Annotated in this window: 14 protein-coding genes; 4 read left to right on the forward strand and 10 right to left on the reverse strand. The window is 28.0% G+C overall.

All coding sequences use genetic code 11. The annotated features are described in order from the left end of the window. Positions 1-319: 319 nt before the first annotated feature. Both J7G74_RS16760 and pepI read right to left on the reverse strand, forming a co-directional pair. A complete protein-coding gene (locus tag J7G74_RS16760) occupies positions 320-457 on the reverse strand; it encodes an SH3 domain-containing protein (RefSeq protein WP_334299730.1) in 138 nt (45 codons plus the stop codon). Positions 458-600: 143 nt separating this feature from the next. After that, the gene (gene pepI / locus J7G74_RS01430) at positions 601-1,470 is read right to left on the reverse strand and encodes a proline iminopeptidase (protein WP_297130888.1); all 870 of its coding nucleotides are present in this window, start codon (positions 1,468-1,470) and stop codon (positions 601-603) included. A gap of 370 nt (positions 1,471-1,840) precedes the next feature. On the opposite strand from pepI, the gene J7G74_RS01435 reads away from it, so the two are divergent. After that, a complete protein-coding gene (locus J7G74_RS01435) occupies positions 1,841-2,458 on the forward strand; it encodes a GNAT family N-acetyltransferase (protein WP_297130890.1) in 618 nt (205 codons plus the stop codon). A gap of 116 nt (positions 2,459-2,574) precedes the next feature. Here the strand turns inward: J7G74_RS01435 and J7G74_RS01440 are convergent, their stop codons facing one another. The 6 genes from J7G74_RS01440 to J7G74_RS01465 form a co-directional block, all read right to left on the reverse strand. Further along, positions 2,575-4,089, reverse strand: a complete 1,515-nt coding sequence (locus J7G74_RS01440; protein ID WP_297130893.1) for a bifunctional metallophosphatase/5'-nucleotidase — start codon at positions 4,087-4,089, stop codon at positions 2,575-2,577. Positions 4,090-4,298: 209 nt separating this feature from the next. After that, the gene (locus J7G74_RS01445; RefSeq protein WP_297130896.1) at positions 4,299-5,567 is read right to left on the reverse strand and encodes an ABC transporter substrate-binding protein; all 1,269 of its coding nucleotides are present in this window, start codon (positions 5,565-5,567) and stop codon (positions 4,299-4,301) included. A 14-nt stretch (positions 5,568-5,581) separates the two neighbouring features. Continuing rightward, the gene (locus tag J7G74_RS01450; RefSeq protein WP_297130899.1) at positions 5,582-6,877 is read right to left on the reverse strand and encodes an MBL fold metallo-hydrolase; all 1,296 of its coding nucleotides are present in this window, start codon (positions 6,875-6,877) and stop codon (positions 5,582-5,584) included. Continuing rightward, positions 6,861-7,679, reverse strand: coding sequence for a carbohydrate ABC transporter permease (locus tag J7G74_RS01455; protein WP_297130902.1), 819 nt, complete (start codon positions 7,677-7,679; stop codon positions 6,861-6,863). The genes J7G74_RS01450 and J7G74_RS01455 overlap by 17 nt, the downstream gene beginning before the upstream one ends. 8 nt (positions 7,680-7,687) lie before the next feature. Further along, a complete protein-coding gene (locus J7G74_RS01460; protein ID WP_297130905.1) occupies positions 7,688-8,569 on the reverse strand; it encodes a carbohydrate ABC transporter permease in 882 nt (293 codons plus the stop codon). Next, positions 8,569-9,639, reverse strand: a complete 1,071-nt coding sequence (locus J7G74_RS01465; RefSeq protein WP_297130908.1) for an ABC transporter ATP-binding protein — start codon at positions 9,637-9,639, stop codon at positions 8,569-8,571. Before J7G74_RS01465 ends, J7G74_RS01460 begins: the two co-directional genes overlap by 1 nt. Before the next feature lie 403 nt (positions 9,640-10,042). Here J7G74_RS01465 and J7G74_RS01470 point away from each other — a divergent pair, with 403 nt between their 5' ends. From J7G74_RS01470 to J7G74_RS01480, 3 genes are read left to right on the forward strand one after another with little or no spacing between them, the layout of a single operon-like run. Further along, positions 10,043-10,726, forward strand: a complete 684-nt coding sequence (locus tag J7G74_RS01470; protein WP_297130911.1) for a helix-turn-helix domain-containing protein — start codon at positions 10,043-10,045, stop codon at positions 10,724-10,726. Beyond that, positions 10,723-11,364 carry an IS3 family transposase gene (locus J7G74_RS01475; RefSeq protein ID WP_297130965.1) on the forward strand — a complete coding sequence of 214 codons (642 nt, stop codon included), beginning with the start codon at positions 10,723-10,725 and terminating at the stop codon, positions 11,362-11,364. The genes J7G74_RS01470 and J7G74_RS01475 overlap by 4 nt, the downstream gene beginning before the upstream one ends. A 29-nt stretch (positions 11,365-11,393) precedes the next feature. Next, positions 11,394-11,609, forward strand: coding sequence for an IS3 family transposase (locus J7G74_RS01480; protein WP_297130913.1), 216 nt, complete (start codon positions 11,394-11,396; stop codon positions 11,607-11,609). Positions 11,610-11,804: 195 nt separating this feature from the next. Here the strand turns inward: J7G74_RS01480 and J7G74_RS01485 are convergent, their stop codons facing one another. After that, positions 11,805-12,284: a PTS sugar transporter subunit IIA gene (locus J7G74_RS01485; RefSeq protein WP_297130916.1), complete on the reverse strand. Its 480-nt coding sequence runs from the start codon at positions 12,282-12,284 to the stop codon at positions 11,805-11,807. Positions 12,285-12,311: 27 nt separating this feature from the next. Further along, positions 12,312-13,646 (reverse strand): 6-phospho-alpha-glucosidase, encoded by a 1,335-nt coding sequence (locus J7G74_RS01490; RefSeq protein WP_297130920.1) that lies wholly within the window; start codon positions 13,644-13,646, stop codon positions 12,312-12,314. Positions 13,647-13,769 lie beyond the last annotated feature (123 nt).

The raw sequence follows: 13,769 nt of genomic DNA on the forward strand, positions 1-13,769 counted from the left end.
AGCATCTATTTTATTAATTTCATATATATCGTTGCCTAAATAATTCATATTCTGTCTCCTAGTCTTTTTTATATTATAAATATATATTATTTTACACTAATTACTATGAAATTTTTAATAAGTTTTTTAATTCTAATTCTCTATTTCTCATACAACACTCATACTTTAAATATTTGGGCATAATATTAGTCTAGGTTAAATAATTATGTCAAAATAAAATCTGAAAGGTCTGACTACAATATAGTATTGAGCACAGACCTCTTAAATAAATTTTTATGTTTAGTATTATCTTAATATATATGAGTGTTTATTTTATTATTTATTTTACATAACTTGCTGATATATATCCATATCCTGATTTATATTTTATCTTATACCATCCGTTTTTTGATTCCACTATCTCTACTTTCGTTCCTTTTGATAAACTTCCTATTTTAGAGTAGTTTTTAACATATATACTTCTTACATTTCACAGTATTGTTATAAGTAATATTTTTTTCTAATTATATTTAAAAATTAATATTATATAATTTCCTTACAATAAAAAAGAGATTAAACATAAACCGATTAATCTCTTCATATATTTAAATTTATATAATCTTAATCATTATCATCTAGCCACTTAGTTAAAACTTCCATGTATTTATCATTTTCTTCAACAAAAGGCATATGTCTTGAGTATTCAAATAGTTCCCATTTACTATTAGGAATTCTATCATACATAGTTTTTGCAATATATGGTGAGCATAAATCTATTGCTCCACTAGTTATTAAGCAAGGTTCCTTTATTTCATGTAATCTATCAGTAAATTCATATCCTGCTAGAGTTCCTGTTGGTGAGAATTCATTATTTCCCCATCCTACAACATATGCTTCAGAACCTGATTTTTTAGGCCTTCTTAGACATTCTGGAGATTCTTCAGTTACTTCACCTGCACAATACATTTTCATAAATCTATCTAGCGCATCAGCATACTCTTTGCTATCATAATCTGGCTCAAGTAAAGCTTTTTGATCTTCTTCACTCATATATGATATTCTTCTTTTTTGCTCTTTCTCCCAAAGTTTTGCAGAAGAAAGAGTTGATGATAAGATGTATGACTTAATTCCCTTTGGTTTGTGCTCAATAGCATACCAAATAGCCTGCATCCCTCCCCAAGATTGACCTAATAAATGAATTTCTTCAAGCCCTAGATATTTTCTAAGTTCAATAAGTTCTTTTATCCAAGTATCAGCGTTGAATAATTCTGGATGTCCTTCTACAAACGAATTTCCACATCCAATTTGGTCATACATTATCACTTGTCTACCAGTTTCAGCTATTTTATCTAATACTTCAAAATAGTTATGTGTAGAACCTGGTCCTCCATGAAGTAATACTAATGGTTTTTTTCCTTCTGTTCCTTCGCCTACTATACGATAATAAGTTTTAAAACCTTCAAAAGGCATATATCCTTCAGTTATTTTCATGTTTACCCCCCAATTTCTCATTAGAAACGATAGTTATTTTCTTAGCATGATTGTTTAAAATTTATCAATCATATTTAATATGTATTTCTAATATTTTACCTGCTTCTAAAAATAGTATAACATAAAAATAAAGAATCTCCACCCTAAACCATCCATAAAATTCCATAATTATATAATTTTATTTTTTAAAGTTCTTTTATTATATGACTATATTAACATTAGAATTTGAATAATAGATAAAATGCTTGGCAATATGAAACTTTTCTCTTAAAAATAACTCAAAGAAAAGAAAGTGATTATATTTAAGTTAACATATTTACATGAAAACACATAGTTTGTAGTAAATATCATTTATAAAGAGGTAATAATAATGAATACTATATTTGGATATAAAATTTTAAATTCTGAATATCCACAGATGAAAATAATTGAAACACCAGACTTTATACTAAGACCTGCTACTCTTAATGATACACATGATTTACATGAATATCTTCGCCAAGAAAATGTAGTAAAGTACCTACCGTTTAAAGCTCATAAAAATATTAATGCTACTAAAAAATTTATACAGTCTTTTTTCATCGAAAATTATGAAAAAGGAAAAATAGGAAACTATGTCATATACTATAAGCCAGATAAAAAAGTCATCGGAAATATTGGTATTAACAATGTATCCATGAGAGCAAGAGAAGGAGAAATAGGTATTTGTATAAATCCTAAATATTGGGGAAATAATTTTGCTACTGAACTGACAGTAATAACTCTTATAACAGGCTTTGAATTGATGAATCTAGATAAATTAATTGCAATTACTTACTCTGAAAATAGATATACTCCTAAATCCCTTAAAGCTCTAGGATTTAAGTATGTAAAAACTCGTAAGCTAAGAAATACTCTTCAAGTATCCCATATATTTGAATTATCTAGAAATGATTATTTGCAAATGAAAGAATATTATTTACCTTGTTTGATAATGGAGTTTTACTAAAAATATAATCATTACTATAACTTTTCTTATGATAACAACATTATAGATTCCTTCATTAACTTATGATAAACTAAAAGGCTATGATAAAAAATCATAGCCTCAAAATAAAATTATCTCTAATATTTAATTATATAATTACTTTCATCTATAACTCTAACTTTTTTCTTGTTTTGAATATAATTAATTATAACTTCACTTATATCTAAATTAATTTCTCTAACAATTTCAGCATCTTTATAACTTGGGTATACTGACCAATTCGTAGCACGATAGTTATTCATTACGATAGTATAGTATCTTTCTAAATCAATATCTACACCATCTTTTTTCATAGAAACTATTCTATCTCCAAATTCTCTATTTAAATCAATTTCATAGGTCATTCCACCAAAAGTATCATAGTTATAATGTTGAACTTTTGGTTTTAAGAAGCTTATATTTACATCTACTTTACCATCTTCTAATACAAAGTAAGTAGCACTTTTTTCCATAGCCTCTTTTATATTTTTCCCTTTTACATTAAGGACCGTTAGAGTATTTGGATAAGGATAGTTTATTAATACATCTCTTATAGATACAGTCTTTTTAAATCCAATTGTGCTATCAAACATAGATAATGCAGAAAAATCAGACTTACCAGCATCAAGGTGAACTTCATGTAAGAAGTTTATAAAAGGATGTCCTTTAAGTCTTGCCTCAAATATATCATTTACTAGTATATCTTTTTCAAATTCTCCTATTTCTTGATCTAAGTAAACTTGTAATTTATTTTCTACTTCTTCAAATATACTTTGTAAATCATTATCTATTTCAACATCTAAGTTTTTAACTTCTACTAATTCATATTCTACTTCTTTTGTTTCAGTATCTAGTACTATTTTAGTAAAGTTTTGACCATTATTTAATGGTTGTGAACAAAGTACACCATTGATTTTAGTTATAAATGATCTATGTTGATGTCCACTTAAAATCATATCTATAGAATCAAATTTTTCTAAAAGCTCGCTACCCTGATTTTCATTAGTTAGTGCTTCTGTTGGAGTAATATTATCTTCTAAACTTCTTTCAAATCCTCCATGATAGCAAACTATTATATAATCACATTGTTCTTTTAGCTCTTTTTCATATTTTCCATACATCTCTACTGGATTATTGAAGCTTAACCCTTTTATATTAGATTCTTGTTCCCAATTTGGTATAAATGATGTTGTAAATCCTATGCATCCAATTTTAAATCCATCTATATCAAATATTTTATATGGCTTTGTATCAAACTCCAATCCATCTATATTTGCATTTATTACTTTATGACTTATTGGCGAGTATGATTTGTTAAGATAATCTATACCATAATTAAATTCATGGTTTCCTATTACATATGCATCATAGTTTATATCTTCTAATCCCTCAATAATTGGATTAGTGTTCATTTCATGTTTATATAAATAATGTGTCAATGCAGAACCTTGTATTAAGTCTCCACAATCTATTTTTAATGACTTATCATATTTTAATTCATCTTTTTTTATATAGCTTCCTATTTTTAAAATTCCAAGAGGTTGTTCTTTTACATAGTTAGTTGGATATACATATCCATGCAAATCACTAGTTTGATAAATGACAAGTTTCATAATTGTCTCCTTTTCTTATAAAATTTTTATAATCTTTGTGTAAAATCAAATAAAATATAATTTCATTACAATTAAAAAGGATGTCTTAATTAAATTTAAGACATCCCCTTTTAAAAGTTTGATTTCACCTGGGCAAACTGAAGGCCAAACATTTTATCTAGCCAACGAGATGCCTTTTATTATGCTTCAAACAACATTACTTAAAATACTTATTCATATATTCCCATTAAAGTATTTTTATATGTTTCTAGTTTAGCTTTTACGTCAGATTTAGTATCTGATAATATATCTTCTAGTACAGTAGCAGATTCATTGTAAGCACTATCAACACCTTGAGCAACTTCATTTATAAATAATTTTTTAGATGTTGCATCTTTTAATATACCTGATACTAATGTTCCTGAATTTTTGTATTCATCTGATTCTATAGCACTTTTTGTAGCTGGTATATATCCAGTTTCAATTCCCCAAACTACTTGGTTTTCTGTTGAAGATAAGAACTTTAAGAATTCAAATGCAGCAGTTCTTTGTTCAGCAGAAGCATTTGAGAACATGTATAAATCAGTACCTTGTTGCATAACTGATTCAGCTGGATATGGAGCAACACCTACTTCAAACTTATCACCAACACCTTGCTTAACGAATGATTCACCAGCATTTGATCCAACATACATACCAACTGCTTCATTAGCAAATGGTCCTGATAAGTACATATCTGTACCAGCTATTCTGAAGTAACCTTCTTTTATACCATCTAAGTAGTAATTAGCAGCTTCAACTGATTCTTTACCAGTTACATCTGTTTTACTATTGAAGTCTACACCTTTATTTTTTAAGTAAGTAGTGTAGAAGTTATTTAATGAGTCAAATCCAGCACCAACTATACCTTTTTTCTCAGTTATAGTTTTTGAAACTTCAGCAAATTCCTCATATGTAGTAGGAACTTTTAATCCTAATTCTTCGAATAATGTTTTATTATACCATATAACTTCTGTTGATTTATTGAAAGGCATTCCATATATTTTTCCGTCTATATTACTAGAAGATCTGAATCCCTCTAATATATCTTCATAGTTTTCAAATCCTATTGTTTCATTTTCTATATAAGGCTTTAAGTCAACAATTAACTCATCTTGCATTGCATTTACCATCCAATGTGGATATGCTTGAGTTAATGTTGGTAAATCATCTGGACTTGCTGTAGTAGCAGTTATTTTTTGTTGTAATTCTGGGTAACTTGATTGATTTTGTAAAGTTACTTTTATGTTTTTATTTTCTTCCATGAACTTGTCAGTTAATTTTTGTAGAGTTTTCTCTAAGTCTCCGTTCATGGCATGCCAGAATGTTATTTCAACTGGCTCTTTAATTTCTGTTACTATCTCTTCAGATGAAGCACTTTTACTGTTGCCACATCCAGTCATTAGTCCAGTCACTAGGACTGCAGATAATGCTAATGATGCAAATTTTTTGAATCTCATTTCTAATCCTCCAATTATATTGTTTGTTTCTTTTCTGGTAATAGTACATCGCCTGACTTATTGTAAAGTCTTTCTGGATGATATGAATGAATAGGAACTAATAGCTTAGGTTTAATTAAGTCTATTATTTCAATCAAATCAAATGGATGAGCATGTCCAGTACATGATGCTAGTTTAAATTCGATACCATGATCTTCGAATCTTTTTATAAATGGCCCATACGCTGGATCAAAGTCTCCAAGTGGTGTTGCGTTTGAATGAACATAAATTCCATTTTCTTTTAATCTATCAAAATGTTCAATGGCAAGTGTATCTAATTGCCAGAAATAGCTACTTTCATCTTGTAGAAGTGTTTCAAACTCTACCTTATAATTTTGATCTAACTCATAATCTTTATCATCTAGCTGATAATAGTAAGATTGATATCCTGTTGCATGTTTTAATACATAAGAATAATATGCATCTAATACTACAGTTCTTGGATTAGTTTTTATTATGTTTAAAATTCTTTCTATATTAGATATATAGTAGTTAAATGTTATTTGTTTATTTGGATTTTCTCTTACAATAGTATTTATTTTTTCTATTAATGCTAATTCATTATCATCTGCTGGTACACGTGCATCTTCATTTAATTCTTGGAAAGAAACTGTAACACCCTCTATTAATAGAACATCACAATTTTCACTTTCTTTACAGAAATTTAAAGTTGCATCTTTTCTATATCCATGAAGTCTTATATCTCCTGTATATGATATAACTAAATCTGGTGTTTCTATTAGTAATCCACTTGCACCATATGCATCATGGTCTACTGGCATTACTTTAACTTTTATTTCACCAATTTGAACTACTTCATTTTCTGTTACTCCTATTATTTCTCTAACATTAGACTCTCCTTGGTTATGAAGAGGGAATAAGAAGTCATTATTTATATTTAAAGTATTTAATAAAGATTTCGTTCCTTCTAACATGTATAAAGGCACTGATGGATTTAAATAGTTAATTATCTTTGAATGATCTAAATGAACATGTGATAAAAATACAGCTGTATTTTTAAAATTATCTTCTTTAGATTCATATCCCTTTAAAGGTATACTTGGATCAAACATATTATCTAAGAATGGAACAAGATTCATATCTAATAAATCTTGTAAATCTTTTGGTTGTTTTGGTGATGATGGATCATACTCGCTACCAAAATCAAAGAATATACGACTATCTTCGTATGCTATTTCTATAATTGTCCCCCCAATAGTTAATATACCATTATGGAATGTTATTTTTGTCTTTTTATCCTTTAACACCACTTTTTACAACTCCTCTTATAATTTGTTTTCTAAATATTAAGTATAAAATTAATATAGGCACTATAGCTATTGTTGACGCTGCCATTTGTAAGTGTACATTTGTACCACTTTCTGTAGCGAAAGCACTTAATCCGTTACTTAATAATCTCATTTCCTTGCTGTTAGTTACAAGTATTGGCCATAAGAATGAGTTCCATCCATTTATGAAACTTAATATCCCCATTGTAAATAATGAAGGTTTTGCTAATGGAACTAATATTCTTCTTATAAATTCTAAATCTCCACATCCGTCTACTTTTGCCGCTTTATAATATGAAAGTGGTATAGATGTAAGATAGTTTTTTAAGTAGAATATATAGAATATACTTGCTAATGATGGAAGTATTAAAGCTGTATAGCTATCTAATAATCCTATACTTGCTATAGTTTGATAATTAGTAAATACAGTAACTTCATATGGTACCATTAGAAGTGCTGCCATACCCATTACTAAAAGTTCTTTATATTTAAACTCTAATTTAACTAATGCAAAACTAGCTAATACAGAGGTTATTAATGTTCCTATTGTAGATAATCCAGCAACTAATATAGTATTGAAGAAGTATCTAACAAAAGGTGCTTGCTCCATTGCTAACTTAAAGTTTTCCCACTGAAATTCTTTTGGTACAAGTGTCGGTGGTATACTTGTAACCTCTTGGAATGTCATTAAACTTGATAATATCATATACACAAAAGGAAACAGTGTTATTAAAGCCATTATGCCTATGAATGTTTTCGATATAAATAAATTAACCTTTTTCATTTTTTCACCTACTTAGATATTCTTTTTAAAACATAGTTTTGAATTAAGGTAAATAATAATATTAATGCAAATAATATTACTGCAGCTGCCATACCTTGGCCATAACGATATTCAACGTAGAATTTATTAAATATGTAGAATACTCCAGTAGTTGCGCTATTTGCTATTCCCGCTTTTCCGTTAAATATAGAGAATACTTGTGCATATACCTTAAACGCATTAATAAAGTTTACCATTAATAAAAATGTTATTGTTGGTATTAACTGTGGTAAAGTTATTTTTATAAATTGCTCTAATTTTGTAGCTCCAAACATATCTGCTACTTTATAGTAATTTTCATCTACAGTTCTAAGTCCTGAAAGTAATATAATTATATTAAAAGCAAGACCTGACCAAATACCAAATATAATTAGAGTAGTCATACTCATATTTGGATCATCTAAGAAGTTTATTGGGCCAACATTTATAAGACCTAGTAAATAATTTATAAAACCATATTCTCCATTGAATAAAAATCTAAATACAATACCTATTGCTATTACACTTGTTAGGTATGGTATAAAGAATATCGTTTCAAATAAACTTTTATGTTTAATTTTTTCAAATATAGTTATTGCTATAAACATAGATATAATAAGCCCTACAGGAACTACAACGAATGAAAATAAAGCTGTATTTCCTATTGCATCATGGAATTTAGGATCTTGTAATACTACAGAGAAGTTTCTAAATCCGTTAAACTGCAAATTATTTAATGTACCTTTTTGCATAGACATTATAAATGTTTTTATTAAAGGTAAAACATTGAATATTCCTATTATTATTAAAGCTGGTAAAAGAAATAACCATGCTTGTGGTGAATTCTCCGCTCTATATTTTAACTTTTTCATTAGTACACTCTAACTCCATTCTCTTGGAATAAATAAATTCCATTGTAATCTATATCAAATCCTACTTCATCATTTTCTCTGATATTTTGATTTACATCAGTGATAGATTTTGCATGCACTCCATTTACATTGAAGTTTACTATGCAATCTTTTCCTATTAACTCTACTGTTTCTATAGTAGTTTTAAATAAAGGATTTTCATTTGTTACAAAGTATTCTGGTCTTATACCTACTATATATTTATCTTCAGTTAATTCAGCTTTAAGCCTGTCTTTTGTTAATAGATTTAAATCTATATCAAAGTCTTCACCTTTTAGAACATTTCCTTCTTTATTCATTTCAAATATGTTTATAATTGGATTACCCATAAATTGTGCAACAAATAAATTAGATGGTTCTAAGTATAAGTTTTGTGGTACATCAAATTGTTGAACTACACCTTCATTCATAAGAACAATTCTATCACTTATTGATAAAGCTTCTTCTTGGTCATGAGTTACGAATATAGTTGTTATTCCTATTTCTTTAACTAATCTTCTTATTTCTTCTCTTATTTTCAATCTAAGCCTTGCATCTAAATTACTTAAAGGTTCATCTAGTAATAATATTTTTGGATTTTGAACTAAAGCTCTAGTTATTGCAACCCTTTGTTGCTGTCCACCAGACATTTGTCCTGGTTTTTTATTTGCTAATTCTTCTATACTTGTAATTTTCATATATTTTTTAGCAATTTCCATAGCTTCTGCTTTAGGCTTTTTATTCTTTCCTACTGTCAAAGGGAACATAACGTTTTCTAATACTGTCATGTGAGGATATAATGCATAGTTTTGGAATACTAATCCTATATTTCTATCCTTAGGATGTTTGTCTATTACAGATTTATTATCAAATTTGATATCTCCACTTGTTGGATCTAATAGACCTGCTAAAAGGTTAAGTATAGTTGTTTTACCACATCCACTAGGACCTAATAAACATACTAATTCTCCTTCATTCATTTCTAAATTAATACTTTTTAAAGCTTCATGACCATTATCATAAACTTTTCTTAATTGTTCAATTTGTATCATCTTCCACCTCTAATGAATTTTCTTTTACTAACATTTAATGCTAAAAGGTATACTATCTATATACACTTAACATTAAAGTATATCATATTTATTATTTACCGTATATATTTCTACTTAAGTATATATTATTTAAATATAATATACAACTGTATTTTACTTTAATTTATGCATGTAACATATCATTATTTTTTTCAATGTTTTTAAACTATTGAAACTACTATATTCTACAATTTTGTTAATATATATACAAATTATTTTTAACATAAGTTTAATATTCTTCAGTTATACACAAACTTTTGTTTAAATTAATGTATAAAAAAGTAGTTACTAAGATTTTGATATGCTCCCTTTATAGTAGACAGTTAAAATAATAAAACTGTTACTATGAAGGGAGCATCTTTTTATGGGAAGAAAATCCAAGATACCATACGAATTAAAAGTAATAAATGTAGAGGAATACATTAAAGGAAATAAAAGTGCCTCAGAATTAGCTAGTACATTAGGAATATCAATAGAACAATTTAGAAGATGGGTTCACAAGTATAATGTAACTGGAGCCGCAGGCTTAAGAACTCATCCTAAAAATAGATCCTATTCTACAGAAGTTAAACATTCGTCTGTTAATGATTATATTTCTGGTAAAGGATCGCTATGTGACATATGTAATAAATACAATATTTCTTCTCTTAGCGTACTTCAAGGATGGATTTTAAAGTATAATAATAGTCATAACAAATGGAAATCTCATAATACTAAGGAGAATAAGATTATGACTAAAGGTAGAAAAACAACATATAAAGAAAGAGTTGAAATTGTAGCATTTTGCATAGAAAATAATGATAATTACCAATTAACTTCAGATAAATATAAAATTTCATATCAACAAGTTTATACTTGGGTTAGAAAATATAAAGAAAATGGATATGAGTCCCTTAAAGATAATAGGGGAAAAAGAAAAAATATAGATCAAATTAGTGAAGCTGAAAAATTAAATGCTCAGATAAGATTACTAAAAGCGAAAAATAAACAATTAGAGATGGAAAATAACTTCTTAAAAAAATTAGAGGAAATAGAAAGGAGGGGATAAAAAATAGTTTCACAAAACAAACCGTATATATTGCAATTAAAGAGCTATCTAGTGAAGGTTATCCAATATTAGTACTATGCAAATTTGCAGGTATATCAAGGGCTTCATATTATAAATGGTTAAATAGAAAAGAAACTAAAAGAGATATTGAAAATAACATTATAGCTAGTGAAATAATTAAGGTCTATGAAGATGTTGAAGGTATTTATGGATATAGACGTATAACGATGAATATTAATAGGAATTTAAATGCGAAATATAATCACAAACGAATTTATAGATTAATGAAATGTCTCAATTTAAAATCAGTAATCCGTAAAAAAAGAAAAAATTATGTTAAAAGTACTCCTCAAATTACATCTGAAAATATATTAAATAGAGATTTTAGCGCAGCTACGCCTAATGAAAAATGGTTAACGGATGTAACTGAGTTCAAACTAACTAATGGTACGAAGGCCTATTTGAGTGCAATAATAGATTTATACGATAACAGTATAATTTCATATGTTGTAGGTCATTCAAATAATAATAAATTAGTATTTGATACATTTGATATTGCAGTTGAAAATAACCCTACGGCTAGTCTATATTCCATAGTGATCGTGGGTTCCAATATACAAGTAAAAACTTCAAGGTAAAGCTTGATAAGATATCTGCTACGCAGAGTATGTCTCGTGTTGGTAGATGTATAGATAATGGACCAATAGAAGGATTCTGGGGAATTATTAAGTCTGAAATGTATTATTTGAAGAAATTTCATAACTTTGAAGAATTAAAATTAGCAATCGATAAATATATAGAATTTTATGATAAAAGAAGATTACAAAAAAGATTAAAAGGCCTGGCTCCGATAGAATATCGAGAGCAGACCTTAGTTGCTTAATTTTTATTTTTTAGACTGTCTACTTGACAGGGTGCAGTTCAATTTTCATAGTAACTACTTGTATTTATAATGTGTATATCTTTAATTTTTATTAATATCTATAAGATATCTATATCATGCTATTTATTTGTAAACATTTACTATATATAAATTTTATAGTTATCAGATTTTAAGTCCCCATACTTACTATAAAATTTAGAATGTAGCTATAACTGTGTCATTTGAAACTGCTTGAATATCAACTTTATATTTTATAGACTTATATTCATCTGAGTTAGTAATAGCCATTATAACTATATCATCTAATCCCTTTTCTTTTATTAAGCTTCTATCAAATGATATTAATTTATCTCCACTATTTACTGTGTCTCCTGATTTTACAAATATATTAAATCCTTCACCATTCATAGAAACAGTATCTATACCTATATGGAATAAAAGCTCCATGCCATTTACTAACTTAAGTCCTATTGCATGTTTACTCTCTTCCATAATCATAGTAACTTCTGCATCACAAGGAGCTACTACCTCATTATTTTCAGGACGAATAGCTATTCCATCACCTAACATTTTTGATGAAAACACCTCATCATTTACTTGGTCTATTGGTATAACTTTTCCTGTAGAAAATGCAGTAAGTGAATTATTCTTTTTCTTTTTAAATATCGATAGCATTGTAACATTACCTTTCTTATTATAAAATTATACTAACTCTGGCCAATATGATTTGTTCGCTTCAATTAAATCATCTAATACTTCTTTAGCAACTTTAGCACTTGGTATAGTTTTTGAAAGAGTTAATGCTTGCCATAGCTTTTGGTAACTTCCTTCTATCCACGCTTGTACAACTAATTTTTCTACTGAAACTTGTTGTTCCATTAAACCTTTTTCAAATTGTGGTATACTTCCTTGTACTAAAGCTTGTGCTCCATTGCTCCCTACTAAACATGGTACTTCTACCATCGCTGTAGGATCAAAGTTTTCTATGGCACCTTTATTTTCAACTATACATAACATTCTCTCATTAGTGTTATAAGCTATAGCTCTTGCTAAATCAACTATGAATGATGCATGAGAATCTATATGAAATTCAGAACCTTTTGATGTTCCTGACTTTATTATTGCTCTAGCTGCATCAAATACAGTTTTTTCTCTTCCATCCATTACTTCATTTGCACGTGTGTACTCTTTATTTGAATGCTCAACAACATAGTCTGGATATAAATAGTATTTTAAATAAGTATTTGGTAAAAAATTTGGATCTAGTGCAATTAAATCTTTTGCTTTTCTATGAGTATCTTGCCAACTTGGATCTGTATGTTGAGTATCAACCTCTATTTGATTTAAATATCCATTTTCAGATATATACTCCCTTAACATAGGCATTAAATCATTTCCTTCTTTATCTTTAACACTAGTCCACCAACCAAAGTGATTTAAACCAAAGTAATTAACTTCTAAATCCTTTGGAGTTAATCCTACTATTTGAGACATACGACGAAGTGTTCCTACTGGCATATCACATATATTTAATACTTTTGAATTTGGTCTTAATATACGACACGCCTCTGCAACTATCGCTGCTGGATTTGAATAATTTAACATCCAGCAATCTGGAGAGTAATTTTCCATAATGTCTATTAACTCAATCATAGGACCAATTGATCTCATTCCATATGCTATCCCTCCTGGCCCGCAAGTCTCCTGACCAACAACGCCATGTTTTAGAGGTATTTTTTCATCCTTTTCACGCATTTCATATTTACCTACACGTATATGAGCCATACAGAAATCTACATCTGTAAATGCTTCCTCAGGATCTGTAGTATATGTAAACTCTATCTCTGGAGCGTTCTCTTTTAATAATATATGTAAAGCCTCACCTATAACATCTTGACGTTGCTTATCGTTATCATATAACTTTAACTTTCTTAGTGGAAATCTATCTATATTATCTAGTAACATCATTACTATACCTGGTGTAAATGTACTTCCTCCACCTGCTATGACAACTGAGAATTTTTTATTTGACTTCATAATTTATTCACCTTTCTTCTATCATAATATTTATTATCTATATTTCCATCTAATTTGGAATTATTTGTCTAATAACTTAATGTGATTATATATTAATCAATTTTAATAGTAAATATTTTCACA

The organism is Terrisporobacter sp. (genome assembly GCF_017888745.1).
In the GTDB taxonomy this organism is placed as follows: domain Bacteria; phylum Bacillota; class Clostridia; order Peptostreptococcales; family Peptostreptococcaceae; genus Terrisporobacter.